General features: G+C 44.0%; 23 protein-coding genes and 1 pseudogene. 2 read left to right on the forward strand and 22 right to left on the reverse strand.

What is annotated here, in order from left to right; all coding sequences use genetic code 11:
- Positions 1 to 66: 66 nt before the first annotated feature.
- Positions 67 to 897 (reverse strand): ammonia-dependent NAD(+) synthetase, encoded by an 831-nt coding sequence (nadE, locus tag AR383_RS12645; protein ID WP_055733463.1) that lies wholly within the window; start codon positions 895 to 897, stop codon positions 67 to 69.
- A gap of 146 nt (positions 898 to 1043) precedes the next feature.
- Here nadE and pyk point away from each other — a divergent pair, with 146 nt between their 5' ends.
- The gene (gene pyk / locus AR383_RS12650; RefSeq protein WP_055733464.1) at positions 1044 to 2480 is read left to right on the forward strand and encodes a pyruvate kinase; all 1437 of its coding nucleotides are present in this window, start codon (positions 1044 to 1046) and stop codon (positions 2478 to 2480) included.
- 33 nt (positions 2481 to 2513) lie between these two features.
- Here pyk and AR383_RS12655 read toward each other — a convergent pair whose 3' ends face one another.
- Together AR383_RS12655 and AR383_RS12660 are read right to left on the reverse strand one after the other, a co-directional pair.
- A complete protein-coding gene (locus AR383_RS12655; RefSeq protein ID WP_055733465.1) occupies positions 2514 to 3194 on the reverse strand; it encodes a DUF2786 domain-containing protein in 681 nt (226 codons plus the stop codon).
- Positions 3195 to 3327: 133 nt separating this feature from the next.
- A complete protein-coding gene (locus tag AR383_RS12660; protein WP_055733466.1) occupies positions 3328 to 5031 on the reverse strand; it encodes a mechanosensitive ion channel family protein in 1704 nt (567 codons plus the stop codon).
- Positions 5032 to 5210: 179 nt separating this feature from the next.
- On the opposite strand from AR383_RS12660, the gene AR383_RS12665 reads away from it, so the two are divergent.
- Positions 5211 to 6038, forward strand: coding sequence for a porin family protein (locus AR383_RS12665; protein ID WP_055733467.1), 828 nt, complete (start codon positions 5211 to 5213; stop codon positions 6036 to 6038).
- Positions 6039 to 6084: 46 nt separating this feature from the next.
- Here AR383_RS12665 and trpB read toward each other — a convergent pair whose 3' ends face one another.
- The 19 genes and pseudogenes from trpB to mioC all read right to left on the reverse strand — a co-directional run bounded on the left by trpB (position 6085) and on the right by mioC (position 24404).
- On the reverse strand, positions 6085 to 7308 hold the full coding sequence (gene trpB / locus AR383_RS12670) for a tryptophan synthase subunit beta (protein WP_055733468.1): 1224 nt from the start codon (positions 7306 to 7308) through the stop codon (positions 6085 to 6087).
- A 128-nt stretch (positions 7309 to 7436) separates the two neighbouring features.
- Positions 7437 to 8798, reverse strand: coding sequence for a bifunctional UDP-N-acetylglucosamine diphosphorylase/glucosamine-1-phosphate N-acetyltransferase GlmU (glmU, locus tag AR383_RS12675; protein ID WP_055733469.1), 1362 nt, complete (start codon positions 8796 to 8798; stop codon positions 7437 to 7439).
- A 90-nt stretch (positions 8799 to 8888) separates the two neighbouring features.
- The gene (gene viaA, locus AR383_RS12680; RefSeq protein ID WP_055733470.1) at positions 8889 to 10328 is read right to left on the reverse strand and encodes an ATPase RavA stimulator ViaA; all 1440 of its coding nucleotides are present in this window, start codon (positions 10326 to 10328) and stop codon (positions 8889 to 8891) included.
- Positions 10329 to 10336: 8 nt separating this feature from the next.
- Complete coding sequence (locus tag AR383_RS12685) at positions 10337 to 11986, reverse strand: ATPase RavA domain-containing protein (RefSeq protein ID WP_055735039.1); 1650 nt, start codon at positions 11984 to 11986, stop codon at positions 10337 to 10339.
- 189 nt (positions 11987 to 12175) lie between these two features.
- Positions 12176 to 12601, reverse strand: coding sequence for a F0F1 ATP synthase subunit epsilon (locus AR383_RS12690; protein ID WP_055733471.1), 426 nt, complete (start codon positions 12599 to 12601; stop codon positions 12176 to 12178).
- Positions 12602 to 12632: 31 nt separating this feature from the next.
- Positions 12633 to 14009 (reverse strand): F0F1 ATP synthase subunit beta, encoded by a 1377-nt coding sequence (gene atpD, locus AR383_RS12695; RefSeq protein ID WP_055733472.1) that lies wholly within the window; start codon positions 14007 to 14009, stop codon positions 12633 to 12635.
- Positions 14010 to 14045: 36 nt separating this feature from the next.
- Positions 14046 to 14909 carry a F0F1 ATP synthase subunit gamma gene (atpG, locus tag AR383_RS12700; protein ID WP_055733473.1) on the reverse strand — a complete coding sequence of 288 codons (864 nt, stop codon included), beginning with the start codon at positions 14907 to 14909 and terminating at the stop codon, positions 14046 to 14048.
- Between the two features lie 28 nt (positions 14910 to 14937).
- On the reverse strand, positions 14938 to 16479 hold the full coding sequence (atpA, locus tag AR383_RS12705) for a F0F1 ATP synthase subunit alpha (protein ID WP_055733474.1): 1542 nt from the start codon (positions 16477 to 16479) through the stop codon (positions 14938 to 14940).
- A gap of 14 nt (positions 16480 to 16493) precedes the next feature.
- Complete coding sequence (atpH, locus tag AR383_RS12710) at positions 16494 to 17024, reverse strand: F0F1 ATP synthase subunit delta (RefSeq protein WP_055733475.1); 531 nt, start codon at positions 17022 to 17024, stop codon at positions 16494 to 16496.
- An 18-nt stretch (positions 17025 to 17042) separates the two neighbouring features.
- Positions 17043 to 17516, reverse strand: a complete 474-nt coding sequence (gene atpF, locus AR383_RS12715; RefSeq protein WP_055733476.1) for a F0F1 ATP synthase subunit B — start codon at positions 17514 to 17516, stop codon at positions 17043 to 17045.
- 36 nt (positions 17517 to 17552) lie between these two features.
- On the reverse strand, positions 17553 to 17807 hold the full coding sequence (atpE, locus tag AR383_RS12720) for a F0F1 ATP synthase subunit C (RefSeq protein ID WP_016400258.1): 255 nt from the start codon (positions 17805 to 17807) through the stop codon (positions 17553 to 17555).
- A 98-nt stretch (positions 17808 to 17905) separates the two neighbouring features.
- The gene (gene atpB, locus AR383_RS12725) at positions 17906 to 18673 is read right to left on the reverse strand and encodes a F0F1 ATP synthase subunit A (protein WP_417857832.1); all 768 of its coding nucleotides are present in this window, start codon (positions 18671 to 18673) and stop codon (positions 17906 to 17908) included.
- Positions 18663 to 19067, reverse strand: a complete 405-nt coding sequence (locus AR383_RS12730) for an ATP synthase subunit I (protein WP_055733477.1) — start codon at positions 19065 to 19067, stop codon at positions 18663 to 18665. The genes atpB and AR383_RS12730 overlap by 11 nt, the downstream gene beginning before the upstream one ends.
- A 261-nt stretch (positions 19068 to 19328) precedes the next feature.
- Positions 19329 to 19535 carry a hypothetical protein gene (locus AR383_RS22775; protein ID WP_470207132.1) on the reverse strand — a complete coding sequence of 69 codons (207 nt, stop codon included), beginning with the start codon at positions 19533 to 19535 and terminating at the stop codon, positions 19329 to 19331.
- A 57-nt stretch (positions 19536 to 19592) separates the two neighbouring features.
- Positions 19593 to 20266 (reverse strand): annotated as a pseudogene (locus AR383_RS22685) (ParB/RepB/Spo0J family partition protein); the annotation flags it as partial.
- Positions 20266 to 21057: a ParA family protein gene (locus AR383_RS12740; RefSeq protein ID WP_055733478.1), complete on the reverse strand. Its 792-nt coding sequence runs from the start codon at positions 21055 to 21057 to the stop codon at positions 20266 to 20268. The pseudogene AR383_RS22685 and the gene AR383_RS12740, both read right to left, overlap by 1 nt.
- An 11-nt stretch (positions 21058 to 21068) precedes the next feature.
- Positions 21069 to 21695: a 16S rRNA (guanine(527)-N(7))-methyltransferase RsmG gene (rsmG, locus tag AR383_RS12745; RefSeq protein ID WP_055733479.1), complete on the reverse strand. Its 627-nt coding sequence runs from the start codon at positions 21693 to 21695 to the stop codon at positions 21069 to 21071.
- 9 nt (positions 21696 to 21704) lie between these two features.
- The gene (gene mnmG, locus AR383_RS12750; RefSeq protein WP_055733480.1) at positions 21705 to 23594 is read right to left on the reverse strand and encodes a tRNA uridine-5-carboxymethylaminomethyl(34) synthesis enzyme MnmG; all 1890 of its coding nucleotides are present in this window, start codon (positions 23592 to 23594) and stop codon (positions 21705 to 21707) included.
- Between the two features lie 372 nt (positions 23595 to 23966).
- Positions 23967 to 24404 carry an FMN-binding protein MioC gene (gene mioC, locus AR383_RS12755; RefSeq protein WP_055733481.1) on the reverse strand — a complete coding sequence of 146 codons (438 nt, stop codon included), beginning with the start codon at positions 24402 to 24404 and terminating at the stop codon, positions 23967 to 23969.
- Between the last annotated feature and the right edge of the window lie 168 nt (positions 24405 to 24572).

Raw genomic sequence — 24572 nt, forward strand, 5'->3', positions numbered from 1 at the left:
TGATAGAGGAATAAATCAAAAAAAAGCCGCAGCCTAAAGCTTCGGCTTAGTGACAAATCAGGATGATTAATCGTAAATGGTAGGAATGGCTTGACGCTTATGCTGAGTACGCTGATAAATACCAATTAACTTCTGCTCAACTTCGGCGGCCACCGGTTTACCTTCCAAGAAATCATCAATTTGATCGTAACTCACCCCTAAGGCCACTTCATCGGGTAATTGAGGGCGGTCTTCTTCTAAATCGGCGGTGGGAGCCTTACCAATTAGCTTCTCTGGTGCCCCCAAATAGCCTGCTACTTGGCGAACCTGACGTTTATTCAAACCAAAAATTGGTACTAAATCACAAGCCCCATCACCATGTTTAGTATAAAAACCCGTGAGGTTTTCCGCAGAATGGTCGGTACCAATCACTAAGCCGCCAGTTAACCCAGCAATTTCGTATTGAGCAATCATCCGCATTCTGGCTTTCACATTACCTTTAGCAAAATCCACGGCAGCTTGCTCGGGTAGTTCTAAACCCGCAGCTTGTAGGCTTTGGCAGGCACTACTATGTAAGCCTTCGGTACCCTCTTTAATATTAGTTGTCACAATATGTGAGGGTTTAATGAAACCTAAGGCCAACTGCGCATCTTCTTCATCTTTTTGTTCGCCAAAAGGTAAACGCATGGCAATAAAGCGATAGTCATTGCTATTAGTTTCACTATTCAACTGCTCTACCGCTAACTGGGCTAAGCGGCCGGTGGTGGTAGAGTCAACACCACCACTGATGCCTAAGATTAAAGTCTTCAATCCTGCCTGTTGTAAGCGTGTCTTAATAAACGCTATTCGACGTGTTACTTCAAATTCTGGATCAATTTCTGGCAAAACCTTCATTTCGGCCAAGATTGCCTGTTTCATTCTGTCACCCCAACACAAATAATATTCCCTATCACGCAATGTACTTGAGAGACAAAAAAAAACCAAGGGACAAGCCGATTTACATATACTTAAATCTGCTACAGCGGAAAACATCAACATCTCACACAGAGTAAAGGACCAGTAACATGTTAAGACGTACTAAAATTGTCACCACCTTAGGCCCCGCCACCGACAAAGACGATGTATTAGAACAACTCATATTGAGTGGAGCCAATATGGTGCGGCTCAATTTCTCCCATGGCAGCGCCGCCGACCACATCACTCGTGCCGAAAAAGTACGCCAGTTAGCCGCTAAACATAAACTTCACGTCGCCATTCTCGGTGATTTACAGGGTCCCAAAATTCGGGTTTCCACCTTTAAAGACGGCAAAGTTGAACTCAAAATTGGCGAACGGTTTACTCTAGACGGCGAGCTAGCCAAAGGAATGGGCGACCAACAACAAGTAGGCTTGGACTACAAGCACCTGCCCAATGACGTAGCGCCAGGCGATACTCTGTTGCTCGATGATGGCCGCATTCAATTAATAGTGACCGAAGTGCAGGGAAGTAAAGTCATTACCGAGGTGAGTGTAGGCGGGATTTTATCCAATAATAAGGGCATTAATAAATTGGGTGGCGGCTTATCCGCTGCCGCTTTAACCGACAAAGACAAAGCCGACATTCTCACTGCGGCAGAAATCAAAGTTGATTATTTAGCGGTCTCTTTCCCAAATAGTGGGGAGGACATGCACTACGCTCGCCGTCTTACTCAGCAGGCGGGGCTTGCGACTAAACTGGTCGCCAAAGTAGAGCGTGCCGAAACGGTTTCCAGTGAAGAAGCGATGATAGACATAATCAAAGCCTCCGATGCGGTCATGGTGGCACGTGGTGATTTAGGGGTGGAAATTGGCGACGCCGAGCTGGTGGGCGTACAAAAAACCCTGATTAGGCTCACCCGTAAATATAACCGCGCGGTGATCACCGCCACTCAAATGATGGAGTCGATGATAAGCGCGCCCATGCCAACTCGCGCCGAGGTAATGGATGTAGCCAATGCGGTATTAGATGGCACCGATGCGGTAATGCTGTCGGGCGAAACCGCCGCGGGGCAATATCCGGTAGAAACCGTAAAAGCTATGGCCAGCGTCTGCTTAGGTGCCGAGAAGCAACGCAGTATTAATGTCTCAAAATATCGCATTGATGAAACCTTTGAGAGTATTTCGGAAACGGTGGCTATGAGCACCATGTTTGCCGCCAACCACATGCGTGGCATGAAGGCGATAATAGCCTTAACCGAATCGGGCAGTACGCCTCTATTAATGTCACGTTTAAGTAGTGGCTTACCGATTTTCTCCCTGTCTCGCCATGCCAGTACCCTGAGTCGCTGCGCCTTGTATCGCGGCGTTTACCCAATTCATTTTGAAGAGAGTGGCGAAAACATCATTCAAGTATCGCAAAGCGCCATCGACCTATTGAAACAACAAGGCTATTTAAGTAAGGGGGATTTGGTAATTCTGACTCATGGCGATGTGTTTGATCAGACCGGCCATACCAATACCAGCAAAATCTTAAAGGTGAACTAACACAGGTTTAGCCAAGCAATGCGCTTGCCTAAGTTAACGCAATAGGTGGGGGGCGCGAGCGCCTTCTACCGGGCGATTAACCGACAGCTTGCGGCCTTTTTTCATGCCGGTTTGGAAATCTGGCGTCAATTGTCCCATCGACGCCTTTATTTTAGCCTTAAAGGTTTCTCTATCGAGCTTTTCAAACATCTCATCTAAGTAGTCATCCATGTGCTCATTTCGCCCAGAGCTGGTTAAATCTGGCAGCTTTTCTAAAGCGCCTTCTAACCAACCGGCGGTAAAAGAAGAGACGCGCCGAGCAACGGTAACGTTATCGGTGCCGGAACCGGCAAAGCTATTTCTAAAGGAACCCACCTGCTGGTTCATTTCGCGGTAGATAATATCAAAAGCAAAGGCGGCAAATACCGCACGCTCGGCTAGGCCAACAAATTCAACTCGCTTTAAGCCTTTATGATTAACCAACACCGCTTCTACGCCGAAACGACCATTAATGCCACGAATAATACGCAGGATATTTTCGTTCACATTAGCCGGTAATAGCGTTTGACTAGAGGTTTTACCCATTTGGATAAGCTCGATATCCGCCTGCTCCAAACCATGCTTTAGCATCAAACGATGAGCCATGCGAATAGCTTGAGCGGCCTCATGTACATTTGAGGAGTTACCCAATTCTAAACACTTAGCTATTTTTTCTAAGGCACGTTGACGACTCACTACTACACCAAGCTCTGCTCAAAAATGAAGCGCTATTTTACTTATTTCAGGCAAATTTTCCAGCGATTACTCAAGTTCGCAAACAAGTAAGCGACGAGCAATAAGCCGCCGCTTACTCGTTGTACAACAGCAACTACTTAGCCATTTGTGAAGCTTCTGCGGTGGCCGGATAAAAATGTACATCGCGCTGCGGAAAAGGAATCGAAATCCCGTCTTTATCGAAGCGCATTTTCACTTCGCGGGTAATATCCCAATAGACATCCCAGTAATCGTCAGTTTTAACCCAAGGCCGCACGATGAAATCCACCGATGATTCATTCAGTACGTGCAGCTTCACGATAGACTCAGGTTTAGAGAGCACTTTCGGATGCTTATCTAATAGCTCTTGTAATACCGCCTCGGTTTTTTCAATATCGTCGGTGTAACTCACCCCAAACACCAAATCCACCCGACGAATTCTTTGTGCGGTCACGTTTTTAATCACATCGCCCCAGATTTTACTATTGGGGATCACTAAAGTTTGGTTATCGAAGGTAAGAATAGTGGTTGAAACAAGGTTCATACTTTTAACCTTACCAAATACGCCACCAGCCACTTCAACAATGTCTCCCACATCATAGGGGCGATAAACCAAGATCATCATGCCAGCAGCAAAATTACCCAAGGTATCTTGTAGAGCGAAACCGATGATGAAACCAGCCACACCCAAACCGGCAAGGATAGGGGCCAGTGAGATCCCTAGCTGGGCGAGGGCAACCAGTAGACCAATGATGATGACCACCCGCGCGACCGAGGAAATAATCATTTCCTTCATTAATGAAGAGAGATTTAACTTAGAAGAATCTAAACTCTTGGTCATCACCTTGCGCACCAAACGCGACAGCGAACGGAACACATAGTAAATACCCACCAATAGCACCAACTTAAATATCCACTCTCCACCATTGTCGATGAAATACTCACTCATTCGGGATATCCAACGCTGAATAATGCCACTTAACACATCCACATCCAGTACGTCGGTAGTTATTTGCCCACCTAATTTTAGTAAGGTTTGCTGATAGAATGCCGCATCAAAACCCAACTGGCTGAGTAAGTTAACGGTGAGCTTAAAGCTTTCTCCTGCTACGCCCAGTTGTTCAGTAATGGTGGCTAATTGGTCTTTAAGGCTTTGATCATCTTGGCTGATTTTAATTAGCCTAGCCAGCTCTTCGCGTTTCTTACCGACTAAGCCCACCATTCCAGAAAATACCTCGGCACGTGCATATAGGCGGTCAAGCAATTGCTGTTTATCTTCTTCAACCGCAAAACCAAGAGCTTGCTGATTGATAACCTGCTGAACCAAGGCCGAATAAATTAAATCTACGTTGGCTAAATGCTCTGTATACAACTGAAAGGCTTTAATACTGTCTTGTTCTTGCTCAGCATATTGCTTATTAAATTGTTGCTGCCTTTTGTCTAAAGCTTGTGAGAGAGCTTGAGTATTTTTATTTATGATTTGCTCAATCTGACTCAACATGGCTTGCTGTTCGATGCCTTTAGCTTGTTGCTCGATGAGGTAGTGAGCTAATTGGTCAATGGTTTCAAAAGCATGTAAATGGCGCTCTAATAAGCGATGAGAAATAGCCTGCTGCTCTACGCTAGGAAGCTCATCTAAACTAGCCTGAATTTTCTCAATTCGCGCTTGCTGACGCTGATATTTTTCTAAAAGTAATTGGCCTTGGTCGGCGCTGGCAGCATTTACATTTGTTGCGGTGTCTGCCGTAGCTAAGGACGGTAGCAATACTAAAACCGCCAATAACAATGTGTTTATAGCTAATTTAAGTCCCTTTAACATCCCTTCCTCCGCCAATTCTGTGAGTCATTTATTACTTTAACAAATAACAGTTTACTAGATACAACTCTAGATTTTCACTGCCTAAATACGTTAATTTAACAACATATTTTACTAACGAAGGGATCTCAACAACGATTCACTAAAGTGGGTAAAGTAGAATGAATAACTAAGGACAGTTTATGAAAGTTAAGTACTGGCTTAGCCTTACGCTAATCCTCAGCTTAAGTAGCTCATTTTGCCAAGCGGGAGAGGGGCAGATAAGGTTAGGCGGGTTTTGGTCACATACCGACTCATCCATCAAAACCAAGGGACTTAATAATAGGGATTTCACCTTAGATTTTGAGGACTCACTGCAACTAGAAGAGAACCAATATCTACCGTTTATTGAAGTTGGCTATAAGTTTAAAGACCGACATTATGTGTATGCCGACTGGCGCAGTTTGCATCGTGAAGCCAGCGTTATCTCCAACTACTCCTATACTTTGCCGAATAATCCAGACAAAGGTATTACCGCTGGCGCTAGAGTCAACTCTCGATTGAATATCGATATTCTGCGCACTGGCTATGCTTATTCGTTTTATCAAACAGCAAGTACGGAGCTAGGCGCGTCTATTGGTCTACACATCATGTTTATTGAAACAGGCTTTAGTGGCGAAATTTCAGCTTGCTTTGAAGATAACGGCAACATCAGTTGTGAAGAATTAGCTCTTGACGGTGAATTGGTCAGTGAATCCACTACCGCGCCCTTACCCGACATAGGGATATGGCTAGAACATAAGTTCAACCAGCACTGGGGGATCAGCGCAGCAAGTCAATTGTTCTACCTATCTATCGAGGGCAACGATGGTTATTTAGCGGATGTGAATGCTTTTGTAAATTACAGTATTAATAAAAACTGGAATGTGGAATTGGGTTACAACTACTACCTAGTGGAAGCTAACTGGAAACAGACCACGCTTAAATATCATTATCGCGGCCCCATGTTAAACCTCGCCTATACATTTTAGCGTTTTAAGGCCAGGAAGCTTAGCTTCCTGGCCTTAAGTTAAGCGCTTATAACAAGGAAGCAATACCGTATTGCTTGCCATAGTTTTCTACAACAAAATCAATATCTTTATCACCACGCCCAGACAAGTTAATTAAAATAGAACCGCGGGTGCCTTGCTTGGCAAGATTAATAGCATGAGCAACCGCATGGGCTGACTCAATGGCAGGAATGATACCTTCGAGGCGAGACAGCTCGAAAAAGGCAGCAATCGCTTCTTCATCACTCACCACACCATATTTCACTCGACCCAAATCTTTAAGATAAGCGTGCTGAGGTCCCACCGACGGATAATCTAGACCACTGGCCACTGAATATACTTCCTGCGGCTCACCTTGCTCATCTTTTAACATGTAAGAGTGGAAACCATGCATGGTTCCTGGTACACCCTTACTCAAGGTAGCTGCGTGCTCCCCAACTTGCTCTAGGCCGCGTCCAGCCGGCTCACAGCCATGCATGGCCACGCTGTCATCTTCTAGAAATGCACTAAATAAGCCCATGGCATTTGAACCACCGCCAACACAAGCCACTAGGTTGTCGGGTAACTGACCGGTCATCGCTTGAAACTGCTCACGCGCCTCTATACCAATGATGGATTGGAAGTCTCGAACCATCATAGGGAAGGGGTGTGGACCCACTACCGAACCAATCGCATATAACTGAGTATGAGGATCGGCCAAGTAGGCTTCAAAGGCGCTATCTACCGCTTCTTTCAGAGTTTTTCGGCCATGGGTAGCAGCAATTACATTAGCACCTAAAATACGCATTCTCACCACATTAGGATGCTCTTTAGCAATATCCACTTCGCCCATATGAATATCGCATTCTAAACCCAGCAAAGCCGCCGCCGTAGCTAAGGCAACCCCATGTTGACCCGCCCCAGTTTCAGCAATCACCTTGGTTTTACCCATTTTTTTAGCTAATAAGACTTCACCTAAACAATGGTTTATTTTGTGCGCGCCCGTGTGGTTAAGATCTTCACGCTTAAGGTAAATATCACAACCGTATTTTTCTGAAAGATGTTGCGCATGGAAAATCGGGCTAGGGCGGCCCACATAATGCTGGTACAAACGAGTGAGTTCGGCAACAAAACTAGGATCCTGACGAATATCCTGGTAAGCCTGATTAATATCATCCATTACCGCTTGTAGTTCTGGTGGAATAAAGCTTCCACCGTATTCACCAAAGTAGCCTTCACTATTGGGTAGTGGATGCTCAAACTGTTTAGTCATGGTTAATCCTATCTATCATGCAAAGCCTTAGTTATACCCAATAAGCGCCAATAATTATGTGCGCTATCTAGCCCTTCAAGCGATTCTTGTTATAAAAAAAGCGGCTAAAGCCGCTATTTATTAGTTACTTAAGATTTTTTTACCGGACGCTGCCAAGTGCTTATACTGCGCTGCTTGGTTCGAGAAATCGCCAGTACCTCTGGTTCAACATTGCTGGTAATGGTAGAACCGGCGCCTACGGTGGCATTTTTCCCCACGGTAACCGGAGCCACCAACTGAGTATCACTGCCAATAAAGGCACCATCTTCAATAATGGTTTGAAATTTATTCACCCCATCGTAGTTACAAGTAATGGTGCCTGCTCCAATGTTAACGTACTCGCCCACCGTGGTATCCCCAAGATAAGTAAGGTGGCCGGCTTTTGAGCCCTTACCCAAAGTGGATTTTTTCATTTCAACGAAGTTACCCACATGGGCATCTTGTGCTAATTTGGCACCCGGACGCAAACGAGCAAAAGGCCCAGCAGAGGCATCCTGAGCTAGGCTGGCTTGCTCGATAATGCTATTGGCTTTGATGGTGACGTTATCAGCAATATCACAATCAATCAGAATTACATTAGCTTCAATGGTTACGTTGTTACCAAGGGTAACTTTACCTTTAATTAAGACGTTAATGTCGATAAAACAATCGCTACCTACACTTAACTCACCACGTAAATCGAAGCGGTTGGCATCGGCCAAACTCACCCCTTGACGCAATAGTTCTTCGGCTTGGCCTTTTTGATAAGCCCGCTCTAAAGCATTAAGTTGTACTCGGTCATTCACTCCCTGTACTTCAACGATAGAATCCGGTTGTACCGCGCTCACTAAGTTACCTTCTTGCACTGCCATTTCGATAATGTCGGTAACGTAATATTCACCTTGAGCATTGTCATTGGTGAGCTGAGCCAACCAGCGATTTAAATCATCACTATTAGCCACCAATACACCGGTATTCACTTCGCGAATAGCTAGCTGTTCTTGATTGGCATCTTTGTGTTCTACGATCGCAGCCACACTGCCATTTTCGCGAACAATTCGTCCATAGCCAGTAGGGTCATCTTGATTCACCGTTAATAAGGCAATGCCCTTTTCTGGTAGCGCGGCTAATAAGCGTTGAATGGTTTGCTGAGTAATTAAGGGGGTATCGCCATACAACATCACCACTGGCTGATTGGCGGCAAAATGCGGCGCCGCTTGTTGCATGGCATGGCCGGTACCAAGTTGCTCGGCTTGTTCCACCCAGTTTAAGCTTGGGTCTTGAATTTGCTGCTGGATTAACTCGCCACCATGACCATAAATCAAATGAATCGCTTCAGGCTGTAATTTTTTCGCGGTATCTATTACGTGTTGTACCATCGGCTTATCTGCCAATTTATGCAAAACCTTAGGTAAAGCAGAACGCATTCGGGTTCCTTTACCGGCGGCCAAAATAACGACACTGAAATTCATTTGGATTCCTTATTGTGGGACTAACCATCCCGTTAACACTGATTACTTAATAATGGAATTAAGTCTAAGCGAAATGCCTTGGCTTTGGAATTAGCGTTTGAATAAACGTTGAATGGGCGAGCGGGTGTAATCCCATAAATAGTCAAAAATACTCATTAATTGAGGATTACCGTAGCTCGACAAGTTGACCGCATGGAAACGGTTTTTTTGTTGTTTTAACTGCTCGATTTGCGCCAACAAACTTTCTGGGGGAGCGGGGGCAATAAAATCCGATAGAACCAATAGGTCGGCATTTTTATATTGATCCTTGTGCATCTGCTTAATCGCTTCGCTTAAGGCCGACGGCATATCAGTGCCGCCATGAAAGCTATAAGAAAGAAAATTAAGCACTTCACGCAAGCCATCTTTTTTGGTGAGTTGGTAAGTAATTAACTCGGTGGAAAACATAATCACATAGCAATCTCGCTGTTCGGCCAAAGCAATTTGCATTAAACCGTAGGCGAGAGCCTTAGCGCATTTTTCCGGAAATCCCTGCATCGAGCCAGAGCTATCAATGGCTAAAATAAACGGCCCTTTATCGAGTAAGGCTTGTTCGGCGGCTTTCTTATAGGTTTTAACCTTGCGTAATTTACGCTGCTTTCCCTGCATTTGGTAATTCATTAATTGATGATCGAGCAGGTGTTTGTAAAAAATCACCTCTAATTCGGGATAGGCCAAAAATAACGTTTCGCTAGGCAGCAATTTGGCTAAATCATCACCCTCATGTACCCCAACAATATCATCGGTTACTTGCTCTAATTGCTCTTCAACCAACTGCGGTTCTTCTACTGGTGCATTACTGCTGTTGGGGTCGCTCACTTGGTCGGCCATTCGCCCCAGTTTTTCGGCGATATCTTGCAAGCCCTTATGCGACTTAAGAAAAGCGGAGAATTGTTTTAATAGATTAAGCTCGGTCTTAGTTAACTTGGCTGCAGCCATGTCCCACAACCGCCCCATTTTATTAGGGTTACCCGCCTCGGTCATCTCGGGCATGGCTTCTAAGGTCTCCACTCGCTGGTAGAGATCTGCCAATAGCTGTTGCTTATGTTGCTTTACTTCATCGGCTTGAGCCTGCTTGAGCTGCTGAGCGATGCTATCAAACCATTGATTGCAGAAATAGCTTTGAAACATCGGACTATAACGGTGGTGGGGGTGGGCCACTAGCTCACTGGCTTGAGAATAAAACTCCGAACACACACTTAACTGCAGCAGCAATTCATCGATGCCTTGAGTAAAAGCGTGACTGTCTAATTCAATGCTTTGCTGGTAGAGGGCGATTTCTTCGGCAAATTTTTGTTCAATAGTGACTTTGCTGAGCTTAGCGCGAATTTGGTTTTTCCACTTATGTAGCTGGTTATTCATGGAACTTTGAATACCGGGACTAGACTCGGCAATCATCATTAATTGCGGGCGCAACATCACTTCTCGAACGGCTTCTTCAAGCACCCCCGATTCAGCTAGCATTAAACCAAACTGAAGGCTATCTAACATGCCTAAACCTAATCAAAAAAGTCACCAATATTACGCATTCGATAAGCTTGCTTATCGAGTAACTCGCTCACCTGTTTCACCATCTGCTCAACCTCGATTAAGCTCGCTTCTATCGCCTCAGGTAGCTGATTAGCGATGAAGTTATGGGGTAGCGCGCCGTGAAATTGTGCACGGCTGCGTTTCAACTGAAACTCTGCTTGTTTAATGGTAGCCAAAACCTCGTCAATTTGCTGCTGCCAGTTGGCAAATTGCTGCGGCGGCAATGCTTGCTGCTGAACTAAAGCCACCGGCAGTGGTCGATTAGCGATATCTTTAATTACCAGCTGGTGGTTAATATCAATTTCAAATAACAAACGGCATAACTCGCTGCCCTGATTGATTCGGCCCAGCATCTCACAGCGGCCAGATTTAATTTTTTTACTAAATTCATTAGCATCAACATAAACCCAGCGAGTTTCGCCTTTGTCTTTCTCACTCACCGACAAATTGCTTTGTAGTACTACCAGCTTAAATAATTGGCCACCGTGGGGATTGGCATAAGACTTAGCCACACTAAAGTCATACTTATATTGCTCTTTACGTAAGCCTGAATCATGCTCAAACTGCATTTTTAGCTGCTGGCATATATCATCAGCCACCGCTTGATAATGGCGCTCTGCGCGCTCTGCCAGCTCTTTAAGCTGCACTTGGTCAAAGGCATGATTAAGCGCATAATCGCGAATACAGCCTCTGACAAACTCACGATCATCCAGGTTATGCCAGAGACAATCTTGCAGTAGCAATAAATCTAAGGGATTTACCTCTGAGCGGCCGTTAAAGAAGGCGCTCGCTTGCAATAAGTGAATTGATTTTTTCCAGCGTCGATCGGATACATACAAGCTTTGATAATCACTGTCGGCTTGACCTAAAGGCTGCTCATTTTCAACCAGCGTTTTTATAATAAAGAGTTTTTCAAATACCTCATCACTCATCGTCACCAAGTTAATTTGATGCTGCCATTGCTGATATTCTTGGTCACCAATCAACAGCTCTGAGGGAATAGCCGGTAAGCTTTGATTGCCTAAGATGAGCGCTTTAAAATTGTCTTTTTGCTGAATGCGATTAACAAACACCCGCACTAACATGCGGTCGTATAAGGCCTCTAAACCACTATCCTCTTCAGGCAATTCATTAGATGCCGAAATCAGCAGGCGCATCGGTACGGCTAGGTTTTCAGAACCATTTCTAAAAGTGCGTTCGTTCACTACGGTAAGTAGGGTATTTAGAATGGCTGGTCCCGCCTTCCATATTTCATCGAGAAAAACGATGTGAGCAGCAGGTAAATAACCCTCGGTTAAGCGAATATATTTACCGTTATCTTTTAATTCTTGAATCGATAAGGGGCCAAACACCTCTTCGGGAGTTGAAAAGCGAGTCATTAAATAGTCAAAAAAGTTTTGACTTTCAAAGGCCTGAGCTAAGCGTTTGGCGATCATGCTTTTTGCTATACCGGGAGGCCCGAGTAAAAATACACTTTCTCCAGCCAAAGCCGCCAACAAGCATAACTTAAAGCTCTGTTCGCGCTCGTAGATGCCCGAAGATAAGGCCGTTAAAAGCTTCTTAATACGCTCTGATAGTAAGGCCTGACTAGCCTGATTGAATGGCGAAACGCTTGCCATAACCGCCCCTTGCTGCTGCATGATGTTACGAAATATAAGACTAAGCTAAGCCTTAAACACTCTAGTTAGCCATAGTCTTAGTTAAGGCTGCAATAAGCTTAACTGGGTATCAGCTTTTGTTGATACCAAGGTCACTTTTTACAGACAAAAAAGGCGCTCTGTGAGCGCCTTTTACTTATCAAACTAAACTTAACGAACATTTTTACCGAGGATTTCAATAACACGAAGCTGTGCCATCGCTTTCGCGAGTTCAACTTGAGCTTTTGCAAAATCCACATCGCTGTTGGGATTGCTAATGCGATCCTCTGCAGCTTGTTTAGCTTGTTTGGCCTTGGCTTTATCGAGTTCTTCGCCTCGAATCGCGGTATCAGCCAACACAGTTACATTTCCTGGTTGTACTTCCAAGAAACCACCCGAGATATAAATTACCTCTTCGTGACCATGCTGCTTCACCATGCGAACCATACCAGGCTTAATTGGAGTTAGTAATGGGGCGTGTCCATATAACACACCCAACTCACCCTCTTCACCGGTTACTCGTAAGTGCTCAACGCGGCCAGAGAAAATTTTCTCTTCGGCGCTCACCACATCCAAGTGAACTGTCATCGCTGCCATTTCAGCCTCCTGTTACGCCAATGGGCGAAGCTTACATATTTTTGGCGCGCTCAAGCACGTCATCAATATCGCCTGCATACAAGAACGCTTGCTCAGGAATATCATCGTAATCACCAGCCAATAGGCCTTTGAAACTACGAATGGTATCTTTAAGCGGAATCAGTTTACCAGGGTTACCGGTGAACACTTCTGCTACGTGATAATCTTGAGTTAAGAATTTCTCGATCTTACGCGCGCGAGCTACGGTTTGTTTGTCTTCTTCAGACAATTCATCCATACCTAGAATCGCAATAATATCTTTCAATTCTTTATAGCGTTGTAGTACGCCTTGCACACCACGAGCCACGTCATAGTGCTCTTGACCAACAATTAGAGGATCTAACTGACGAGAGTTTGAATCCAATGGGTCAATTGCTGGGTATAAACCCATGGCCGCAATGCTACGGTTTAGCGTAACGGTTGCATCTAAGTGAGCGAAAGTAGTCGCTGGAGATGGGTCAGTTAAGTCATCCGCAGGTACATATACCGCTTGAATAGAGGTAATAGAGCCCGTCTTAGTTGAAGTAATACGCTCTTGCAGTACACCCATTTCTTCAGCCAATGTAGGCTGATAACCTACCGCTGATGGCATACGGCCAAGTAGTGCTGATACTTCGGTACCGGCCAAGGTGTAACGGTAAATGTTGTCGATGAACAACAATACGTCTTTACCTTCATCACGGAATTTTTCCGCCATGGTCAAGCCAGTTAGGGCAACCCGTAGACGGTTTCCTGGTGGCTCGTTCATCTGACCGTAAACCATGGCTACTTTATCAAGTACCCCGGCTTCTTCCATCTCGTAGTAGAAGTCATTACCTTCACGAGTACGCTCACCAACACCAGCAAACACAGACAAACCTGAGTGAGCTTTAGCGATGTTGTTGATTAACTCCATCATGTTTACGGTTTTACCTACACCGGCACCACCGAATAGACCAATTTTACCACCCTTAGCGAATGGACAAATCAAGTCAATAACTTTTACGCCTGTTTCTAGCAATTCGCTAGTGTTTGACTGCTCTTCATAAGTAGGAGCAGCACGGTGAATTTTATAAAACTCATCAGTTTCAATTTCACCTTTGTGGTCAATGGTATGACCTAGTACGTTCATAATGCGCCCAAGGGTGCCTTCACCCACAGGAACTTTAATCGCGTCACCCGTATCAACCACTTCTAGGCCGCGGCGTAAGCCTTCTGATGCACCCATACAGATACAACGAACTACACCACCACCAATTTGCTGTTGAACTTCAAGAACTAAGTCTTCGCCTTGAACTTCTAGAGCATTGTATACCTTGGGTACACTGTCATGTGGAAATTCAACGTCCACAACAGCGCCAATTACTTGGACGATGTTACCGTTACTCATGTTGATTCCTCTAAATATATTGCTTAGTGCCTCGCCTTAAACGGCAGCAGCTCCCGCAGAAATTTCGCTCAATTCTTGAGTAATCGCAGCTTGACGTTCTTTGTTGTAAACCAACTGAAGTTCGTCAATCAGACTACCCGCATTATCGGTTGCCGCTTTCATTGCAACCATTCGTGCAGCTTGTTCACAGGCTAGGTTTTCCACCACGCCTTGGTAAACTTGGGATTCGATATAACGAAATAGTAATCCGTCGAGTATCTCTTCGGCACTTGGCTCGTATAAGTAATCCCAGCTGCGAGACGCAATTTCTGGATCATCTGCTTTAGGCAGCGGCAATAATTGGTCAATCTTTGGTTCTTGTACCATGGTGTTTACAAACTTGTTGTAGACAACATAAATGCGATCTAGCTTGCCTTCATCGTAGGCTTCTAACATCACTTTCACGGTACCAATAAGCTCTTCAACGGTTGGGTTATCACCCAAGCCAGAATTTTGAGCTACAACATTTCCACCGTGGCTATCAAAAAAGGCGGTGGCCTTGCTGCCAATAACAGCTAGGTCGACTTCAGCCCCTTTATCTCTCCACTGTTGCATGTCGGTGACAGCTTTCTTAAACAAGTTAATGTTTAAGCCACCACACAAACCACGGTCAGTAGAGACCACGATATAACCTACACGCTTGGCTTCTCGTTCAATAGCATAAGGATGCTTATACTCGAGTTTGCCTAGCGCGATATGACCAATTACTTTGCGCATCGCGACGGCATAGGGACGACTGCTTTCCATGCGATCTTGAGAACGTCGCATCTTACTTGCAGCCACCATTTGCATCGCATTGGTAATTTTTTGAGTGTTTTGAACACTGCCAATCTTACCTTTAATCTCTTTAGCGCCGGCCATATCTATTGCTCCTATTCGTCAGGTTTGATTACCAAGATTGAGTCGATTTAAAGCTTTCTAACAAGCCTTTAATTGCAGCATCAATCTCGTCGCTGTAATCGCCTTTTTCGTTAATAGTGGCTAATAGATCGGCATATTCGTTGTTAGCGTAAGCTAGCAACGCTGTTTCAAAATCAACAACTTTATCGATTTCTACGTCAGCTAAAAAACCTTTCTCAGCGGCATATAGACCCAAGGCTTGTTCAGCAACAGATAATGGGCTGAATTGCTTCTGCTTCATTAGCTCAGTTACTTTTTGACCGTGGTCTAGCTGTTTACGGGTTGCATCATCTAAGTCAGAAGCAAACTGTGAGAAGGCTGCCAGTTCACGATACTGTGCCAATGCGGTACGAATACCACCAGAAAGTTTCTTAATGATCTTAGTTTGTGCTGCACCACCTACCCGAGATACCGAAATACCTGGGTCTACCGCAGGACGAGTACCAGAGTTAAATAACTGGCCAGTCAAGAAGATCTGACCGTCGGTAATCGAAATTACGTTGGTAGGTACGAAGGCTGATACGTCACCGGCTTGGGTTTCAATAATCGGCAAGGCAGTTAAAGAACCTGATTTACCTTTTACGTCACCTTTAGTGAACTCTTCTACGTATTTTTCGTTAACTTGAGACGCACGTTCTAGCAAACGAGAGTGTAGGTAGAATACGTCACCAGGGTAGGCTTCACGGCCCGGTGGACGACGTAGTAGCAATGAAATTTGGCGGTAAGCAACAGCTTGCTTAGATAAGTCATCATAAATGATAAGCGCATCTTCACCGCGGTCACGGAAATATTCGCCCATGGTACAACCTGCATAAGGAGCAAGGTATTGTAGTGCGGCTGAATCAGATGCAGAAGCTGCAACAATGGTGGTGTATTCCATTGCGCCGTATTCTTCAAGCTTACGTACTACGCTAGCGATAGTAGAGGCTTTTTGGCCAATCGCTACGTAAACACACTTAATGCCAGAATTTTTTTGGTTAATGATGGTATCAACAGCGATCGCTGTTTTACCGATCTGACGGTCACCAATAATCAACTCACGTTGACCACGACCAATTGGAATCATAGAGTCGATGGCTTTAATCCCTGTTTGTACAGGTTTATCTACCGATTTACGCTCCATAACGCCAGGGGCAATCACTTCGATTGGCGAATAGCCATCGTGCTCTACTGCACCTTTACCGTCAATAGGTTCACCTAGTGTATTCAGTACCCGTCCTAGTAGGCCACGACCTACTGGTACTTCCAAAATACGACCAGAACTTTTAACTTTGTCGCCCTCAGCCAAATCAGCATAAGGACCCATTACTACCGCACCTACAGAATCACGCTCTAGGTTTAATGCGATAGCATAACGGTTACCAGGAAGCTCAATCATTTCGCCTTGCATTACATCAGCAAGACCATTAATGCGAAGAATACCGTCACTTACAGAAACGATAGTACCTTCGTTACGAGCTTCACTGACAACTTCAAACTGCTCAATACGTTTTTTGATCAGTTCGCTTATTTCAGTGGAATTCAGTTGCATGCTCTATTCCCCAATTACGCTTGCAGTGTTTCAGAAAGTTTTGCCAATTGCCCTTTAACAGAGCTATCAATCACTAAGTCACCGGCTTGAATAATCACCCCGGCCATTAGTGAGGCATCAACACTACAGTTAAGCTTCACTTTGCGTGCTAAACGCTGTTCTAAGGAAGCACTAATTTGCGCTTGCTGCGCGGCATCTAACTCGGTAGCAGAAACAACGTTAGCGGTTATTTCCTTGGCCAATTCGGCCTTATACTCCAAGAACAGAGCTAACACAGCAGGCAACGCGTTCAAACGTCCGTTTTCGGCCATTAATTTAATCAAATTGAGACCGTTTTCGTTAAGCTGTTCTGCGCATACGGTGGTGAATAAATTCACTAAGGTATCCGCAGATTCCTTTCTCAGCAAAACCGCAATTTTTTCGTTTGTTGCCACTTCAGCAACAAAACTCAACATTTCGGTCCACTGCTCTAAGGCTTTCTGCTCAACGGCAAAATCAAACGCAGCTTTAGCGTAGGGACGAGCAATGGTGGTTAATTCAGCCATAAGCTCTACCTTTTACCCCTATTTCAGCTCAGCGACTAGCTTATCAACAATATGCTTGTTGGCTTCTTTGTCGATTGAATGCTCGAGAATTTTCTCAGCGCCAGCGATGGCTAAAGCAGCAACTTGTGCCCGCAACTCTTCACGAGCGCGATTCCGTTCCGCTTCAACTTCAGCGTTACCTTGAGCAATGATTTTGTCACGCTCAATGTTAGCCAACTCTTTTGCTTCGTCGATAATTTGATTTTTGCGTTTGTTTGCTTGCTCAATAATAACAGCAGCTTCGGACTTAGCTTCTTTCATTTGCTCAGAGGCTTTAGCTTGAGCTAATTGAAGATCTTTTCCGGCACGTTCAGCGTCAGCTAAACCATCCGCAATTTTCTTTTGACGAGCTTCTATCGCATCGATTAGTGGTGGCCAAACGTACTTAACGCAGAACCAACAAAAGATCGCAAACGATATAGCTTGTCCTAACATGGTTGCATTGATATTCACAACGACACCTCCCTATTAGTCAAGGAATCGATGAATTTAGCCCAATAAAGCAACGAAGGGGTTAGCGAATACGAAGAATAACGCAATACCCACGGCAATCATTGAGATCGCATCTAGAAGACCGGCAATAATAAACATTTTAGTTTGTAGTGCAGGGGCTAGCTCAGGCTGACGGGCTGATGCTTCTAACAACTTACCACCAAGCAGTGCGAAACCAATAGCAGTACCAAGAGCGGCCATGCTCAGCATGATTGCAACAGCGATAATAGTTAAACCAACAACAGTTTCCATGATTTTCTCCAAATAGTATTTATTAGGTTAAAGCAGTTTTTTTATTAAACTTAATTAGTGATCTTCATGGGCTAAAGCTAGATAAACTATCGTTAGCATCATGAAAATAAACGCCTGAAGCACAATGACCAAAATATGGAAAATAGCCCATGGAACAGACAAAGCCATTGAGCCCATAAAGGAACAAGTGCAGCAATAAGAATAAAGATCAATTCACCTGCATACAGGTTACCGAACAGACGCAAAGCGAGTGAGAAAGGCTTGGCCAATAAAGTGACCGACTCCAACAAGAAGTTGAAGGGAATCATTAACCAATGGTTGAAAGGATTGAGCGTAAGCTCTTTTGTGAAGCCTTTCAGTCCTTTTACTTTAATACTGTAGAAAATGATTAAACCAAACACGGCGATAGACATCCCCAGAGTTATGTTTAAATCAGTTGTCGGTACAATCTTAAAGTACTCAGCGCCCATAAGTCCGGCGACGTGGGGTACAAAGTCAACGGGGATTAAATCCATTAAATTCATGAGGAAAATCCACACAAAAATGGTTAATCCAATTGGTGCAATAACACGGTCGGTGCGATGGAAGGCATCACGTACCGCCCCATCAACAAACTCAACCATCATTTCAACAAAACACTGAAATTTGCCAGGTACACCAGTTGTTGCTTTTTGCCCTGCCTTATAAAAAATAAATAAGAACAAAGCTCCCAAGCCAACTGAAAACAGGAGTGAATCAATGTGCCAAGTCCAGAACCCTGCATCATGACAAGCGTGATTAAATGCCAAGCCACCATCGGCCATACACATTTGCGCGTTTGTCAGGTGGTGCTGGATATAGCCTGAAACGTTACCTTCAGCAGCCATTTATCATCCTATTTTTGTTACTAAGAAAAATAGAGGCAGTCCATTGCGTTAGGGTACTGAGTATAAAACCAAGCAAGAGTGCCAAAGGCTCTACATCAAGCAAGACAAATACCAGTATAAACATGATGGCTGTAAGAGAAAGTTTAACGACTTCTCCCAGATAGAAACTTAGTACTACATACTTCCTATGCCTAGCGCCTACAAACATAAATGCCATAAGGGTAAACAAAGTATTAGGTAGTAGAAAGATAATCCCTCCGAGCAACACGGAAATGGCAATATCTCTGTCAAAAAACAAGCCACTTTTTAGTGTTAGCAGTGCGACAAACCCTGTCTGAAAAATAACAAAATACAACGCCTTAAGGCGCACTTCTGTTGTTAAAGACCCAGACATTCTCGACCTCTACTAGTTTTTACATTTAACCCATTACTCAGAAAGAGTAAAAGGGCTCGCGAAAAAGCAATTTGATTATACGTCTAAAGCGCTTTTTTGCAATCAGAAGCACAGCAGAAGTCACCAATTTGTAACAGCTTATATAAAGAAATAGCGCTTATTGTTAAATTTTTTGTTACAAACTGGCGTTTTTGGTCATTTGAAAGTGAAAGGTGAGTAACCAAGATCAAGGAAATGTAATTAATATCAAGTTATAAACAACTAAAGCGTGTCGTCAGAATTAATGAATAGCGCCAATATTGCATCTAACTCATCTAAATTTGCATAGTCAATCACTAACTTACCTTGACCTTTTTTGTTTTGCTGAATTTTTACCCGAGCGCCTAAGCGTTCACTGATTTTTTGCTCTAAACGGCTAATATCAGGGTCTACTTTTGCAGGCTTTTTCGGCTCTTTTGGGTTAAGCACAGATTTAACTAATTTTTCGGTATCTCGAACAGTTAATCCTTTAGCCGCAACGTTACGTGCCGTTTCGGCCTGAACATCCCCACTAAGCGCTAATAAAGCACGCGCATGGCCCATTTCAATATCACCATGCTCTAAAAGTATTTTCACATCATCGTTAAGCCCGTTTAAGCGCAGTAAATTACTCACGGTGGTACGAGACTTACCCACGGCCTCAGCCACTTGCTGGTGAGTGAGCTCAAATTCGGTCATTAAACGGTCTAGCGCCACCGCTTCTTCCATGGCGTTAAGATCTTCACGTTGAATGTTTTCAATTAAGGCAATGGCGACGGCATTTTCGTCACTCACGTTTTTAATCAAACAAGGAACATCGTGTAGGTTAATTTGTTGAGAAGCGCGCCAACGACGTTCACCAGCAATAATTTCAAAACTATTTTCGCCGATTTCACGTACCACAATGGGCTGAATAACCCTTGTGATTCAATGGAGTGAGCCAGTTCTTCTAAGGCTTCTGCCGACATATCTTTACGTGGCTGATACTTGCCCGGATGCAACCATTCAATAGGCAATTTACGTAAATCACCACGATTTTGGTCTACCACCTGCTGATTAGAATCGGCTTTAGTGTCTTGCTCAACTTGACGCTGTCGAGCGTTATTACTGGTACTGAGTAATAAATCTAAACCTTTGCCTAATCCACGTTTTCTCGCTGACATGTGTTTATCCGTATCCATTAATCAACAGCCACTGCTTGGTTTTCTTCTTCGTGTCGACGAATGATTTCGCCGGCTAAAGCCAAATAAGCTTTAGAGCCATTAGAGGTTTTATCATAATACATGGCTGGCTTACCAAAACTAGGGGCTTCAGCTAAACGAACGTTTCTTGGGATCACAGTACGGTATACTTTTTTACCAAAATGCTGTTTAAGCTGATCACTGACATCTGAGGCCAGTCGATTACGTGGATCGAACATGGTACGTAAGATCCCTTCCACTTGTAGCTCAGGATTAACCACCGAGGCCAGTTTACTAATAGTGTCAATCAAGGCGGTTAAGCCTTCTAAAGCATAATACTCACACTGCATTGGCACGAGTACACTATCAGCTGCAGCCATGGCATTCACGGTCAACATGTTTAACGAAGGGGGACAATCAATGAAGATGTAATCGTAATAATCTCTTACCGGAGCAAGGGCATTACGCAGACGAACTTCACGCGCAAAGAATTCCATTAGTTTAATTTCTGCAGCAGTAACATCAGAATTAGCTGCGATGAGATCGAAGAAACCACTGGTGTCTTTCACCGTTACTTGAGCAATGGGTTCTTCATCAATCAATAATTCATAGGCCGTTTTAGGCACGTCATATTTATCGACACCACTGCCCATAGTGGCATTACCCTGTGGGTCAAGGTCAATAAGCAACACTTTGCGCTTAGTGGCCGCCATGGATGCCGCTAAATTTACGCTGGTTGTTGTTTTACCTACGCCACCTTTCTGGTTGGCAACCGCTATTACTCTGCCCACAATATTTTCGCCTAAGGGTTATTTTTATCAATAATAACTAGATGACGCTGACCTTCAAGCTCGGGAACAACTAAACTCTCGATACGCTGCAATTTTAGCCCTTCGGCCAGGTTTTCTAGCTCTTGCTCAGGCACTAAGCCTTTTAATGCATAGAATTTACCATTATTTGCAGGCAGGTGATAACACCAGTTGAGCATATCTTGTAAAGAAGCGAAGGCTCTGCTTATTACACCATCAAATAGTTGCTCGGGTTGGTATTTTTCTACACGACTTTGCACCGCTGTAACGTTGTCTAGTTTGAGTAAGTGGCAAACTTGGCGAATAAAGGTAATCCGTTTACCTAAGCTGTCTAACAATACAAATTGCTTATCGGGATTAATAATGGCTAAAGGCAAGCCTGGCAGGCCAGGCCCTGTTCCCACGTCAATAAAACGTTCACCTTGTAAGTAAGGACTTACCACCAAACTATCGAGGATGTGTTTTACCAACATCTCCATAGGATCTCTAACCGAAGTAAGATTGTAAGCCTTGTTCCATTTATCCAATTGCTCAACTAGCGTCACCAATTGAGAGATTTGTAGCTCGGTGAGCTGCAAAGAAGTTTGTGCTAATAAGCTTTCTAAACGTGATTTTAACACCCGATCATCCTAAGCCGACTTACGTGCTAAGTCGTGTTTTTTCAAATACACCAATAGCAATGATACCGCAGCAGGGGTAACACCTGAAATACGCGCTGCTTTACCAATAGTTTCCGGTCTAGCATTGCTTAACTTAGCCACGACTTCGTTAGACAGTCCACTGATTTTAGAGTAATCAAGATCAACGGGTAGTAAGGTATTTTCGTGCTTTTGGGTTTTCTTAATTTCTTCCAGCTGGCGTTTAATATAACCGTCGTACTTAATTTGGATCTCAACTTGCTCTGCTGCGGCGGGCAAATCTAAGCCTGGACCAAAACCTTCAATTTGCATGAGTTGCTGATAGCTAAGTTCAGGACGACGGATCAATTCTTCTAGTGAATGCTCTCGAGTAATTGGATTTTTTAGTAAAGGATTCAGATCGGCTAATTGAGTCGAAGCGGTATGCACCCAAGTATCTTTCAAACGTTGACGTTCTTGCTCAACCGCTTCCATTTTTTGGTTGAATAACTGCCAACGTTGCTCGTCGACCAAACCAAGTTGATGACCTTGCTCAGTTAAGCGTACATCGGCGTTGTCTTCACGCAGCAATAAACGGTATTCGGCACGGCTGGTAAACATGCGATAGGGTTCTTTGGTGCCTAGTGTGGCCAAATCATCGATTAATACGCCCATGTACGCTTGATCGCGACGCGGTGACCAAGCTTCTTTGCCTTGAGCATACAAGGCTGCGTTAGCACCGGCGATTAAGCCTTGAGCGCCGGCTTCTTCATAACCGGTAGTACCGTTAATTTGTCCTGCAAAGAACAAACCTTTTAAGTATTTGTTTTCAAGACTTTGTTTTAAGTCTCGAGGATCAAAGAAGTCATATTCAATGGCATAACCTGGACGGGTTATATGAGCATTCTCCAGGCCTTTCATTGAATGTACTAAAGCCACCTGAACATCAAAAGGCAAACTGGTTGAAATACCGTTTGGATACACTTCGTGGGTGGTTAAGCCCTCAGGCTCAATAAAGATCTGGTGCGAATTTTTGTCAGCAAAGCGAGTGACTTTATCTTCAATCGATGGACAGTAACGAGGTCCAGTACCCTCGATCACTCCAGTAAACATAGGACTACGATCTAAGCCACCGCGAATGATGTCGTGAGTATTCTCATTGGTATGAGTGATATAGCAAGGGATCTGTTGTGGATGATCGGTAACTTTTCCTAAAAAGGAAAATACCGGTGTAGGAGTGTCACCCGGTTGAGCTTGCATTTGAGAAAAATCAATACTACGAGCATCAATACGTGGTGGTGTACCGGTTTTAAGTCGATCTACACGCAATGGTAATTCACGTAAACGTTGAGCTAAAGCAAGAGACGGTGGATCGCCTGCTCGTCCTCCTGAATGGTGATTTAAGCCAATATGGATCATTCCACCTAAGAAAGTCCCTACGGTTAATACTACGCTACGGGCACGCAGTTCTAAGCCTATTTGAGTAACCACACCAACCACTTGATCATTTTCAACGATCAGGTCATCACAGGCCTGTTGAAAGATAGTTAGATTTTCTTGGTTTTCTAAACGGGTTCGAATTGCAGCTCGATATAAAACACGATCAGCCTGAGCGCGGGTGGCTCGTACTGCGGGGCCTTTAGAAGAGTTTAGAGTTCTAAATTGGATCCCTGCTGAATCTGCTGCTTGAGCCATTAAGCCACCTAGCGCATCAATTTCTTTAACTAGATGACCTTTACCAATACCACCAATTGCGGGGTTACAAGACATTTGTCCTAATGTTTCTATGTTATGCGTAAGCAGCAAGGTGTTTTGACCCATGCGTGCCGCAGCTGCAGCCGCTTCTGTTCCTGCATGACCACCACCGATCACTATTACGTCATATTGTTGTTTATAGAACATTGCAAATACCTCAAACCAGCCAGATCCCAAAAGGGTGCGACATTTTACTGGTTAAAGCGGCATAAGGGAATGCTTAGATTAGAATAAGATCTAGGCTAGATCTCTTATAAATATATATAAGATCTTTTTTTAAAGATCTTTTATTAGATCTACTATTAGCAAAGCGATGATCTGTAGATAAGTCATTTTTTAACTTAATGATCATCCACTTAAAGTAGATCAGATCATGTTAATTAAGGGCGATCTAAACAGGGGAAAAGCTGGGATCTAAATTGGTACTTATCCACAAGTGGAACGCTTGGTGTTTTTATCCATAGGAATAACTATAGTGAATTAATAGCTATTCCCTATGCTTATCCACAGTGTTTATGTTCAATTTAGTTCGTTTTTCCAGCTTTCTAACCATGCTGCGGCAGGTTCTTCTGGCACTGGTTCAAGATCAACATCGATTTCTAAACGCGGTTTTAGTCGAGTGGCAGCTAAACTTTCCAGCAGTAGGTCTAGATCTTTTCCTGCTCCACAGAAGGTATCGTAACTACTGCTACCAATAGCGACTACGGTATAGCTAACAGCTGAAAGATCCGGTTGTTGCTTGAGTAAATATTGGTAAAAAGGTTGAAGGTTGTCTGGTACATCACCCGCACCATGAGTTGAGCTGCAAATTAACCAAAGCGCTTGCTGATTAAGCTCTGAAAACTCAGCATCTAAGTGAATTTTGACCTGGTGTTGTTCCTTTAATAGGGCTTCTAATTCATCTGCCACATATTCTGCAGAACCAAGAGTTGAGCCCACAATGATTTCTATATCCACAAATGATCCTGTTGGTTGTTAAAAGCAAATTCATTGTAACGTGATCTTGCTTAGTTTAACTAGTTGCGTATTGACTGTGAGTCAACTGTTGATAGTTTCACGTGAAACTTTGGGAATTTGCTATTAAGCCCTTAACTAAAGCGATGATCCCTCAGTAAGCTTGTGAAT

Source organism: Agarivorans gilvus, from assembly GCF_001420915.1.
Lineage (GTDB): Bacteria > Pseudomonadota > Gammaproteobacteria > Enterobacterales > Celerinatantimonadaceae > Agarivorans > Agarivorans gilvus.

Coding starts and splice junctions, on each gene's coding strand:
- atpB (WP_417857832.1), bottom strand. CDS start 18,673: ATGGCTGCTGAAGGTAACGTTTCAGGCTATATCCAGCACCACCTGACA.
- AR383_RS12690 (WP_055733471.1), bottom strand. CDS start 12,601: ATGGCAGCGATGACAGTTCACTTGGATGTGGTGAGCGCCGAAGAGAAA.
- atpD (WP_055733472.1), bottom strand. CDS start 14,009: ATGAGTAACGGTAACATCGTCCAAGTAATTGGCGCTGTTGTGGACGTT.
- mnmG (WP_055733480.1), bottom strand. CDS start 23,594: ATGTTCTATAAACAACAATATGACGTAATAGTGATCGGTGGTGGTCAT.
- trpB (WP_055733468.1), bottom strand. CDS start 7,308: ATGACTAAACAGTTTGAGCATCCACTACCCAATAGTGAAGGCTACTTT.
- AR383_RS12685 (WP_055735039.1), bottom strand. CDS start 11,986: ATGGCAAGCGTTTCGCCATTCAATCAGGCTAGTCAGGCCTTACTATCA.
- atpG (WP_055733473.1), bottom strand. CDS start 14,909: ATGGCCGGCGCTAAAGAGATTAAAGGTAAGATTGGCAGTGTTCAAAAC.
- AR383_RS12665 (WP_055733467.1), top strand. CDS start 5,211: ATGAAAGTTAAGTACTGGCTTAGCCTTACGCTAATCCTCAGCTTAAGT.
- atpE (WP_016400258.1), bottom strand. CDS start 17,807: ATGGAAACTGTTGTTGGTTTAACTATTATCGCTGTTGCAATCATGCTG.
- AR383_RS12730 (WP_055733477.1), bottom strand. CDS start 19,067: ATGTCTGGGTCTTTAACAACAGAAGTGCGCCTTAAGGCGTTGTATTTT.
- atpH (WP_055733475.1), bottom strand. CDS start 17,024: ATGGCTGAATTAACCACCATTGCTCGTCCCTACGCTAAAGCTGCGTTT.
- AR383_RS12660 (WP_055733466.1), bottom strand. CDS start 5,031: ATGTTAAAGGGACTTAAATTAGCTATAAACACATTGTTATTGGCGGTT.
- pyk (WP_055733464.1), top strand. CDS start 1,044: ATGTTAAGACGTACTAAAATTGTCACCACCTTAGGCCCCGCCACCGAC.
- viaA (WP_055733470.1), bottom strand. CDS start 10,328: ATGTTAGATAGCCTTCAGTTTGGTTTAATGCTAGCTGAATCGGGGGTG.
- atpA (WP_055733474.1), bottom strand. CDS start 16,479: ATGCAACTGAATTCCACTGAAATAAGCGAACTGATCAAAAAACGTATT.
- glmU (WP_055733469.1), bottom strand. CDS start 8,798: ATGAATTTCAGTGTCGTTATTTTGGCCGCCGGTAAAGGAACCCGAATG.
- nadE (WP_055733463.1), bottom strand. CDS start 897: ATGAAACAGGCAATCTTGGCCGAAATGAAGGTTTTGCCAGAAATTGAT.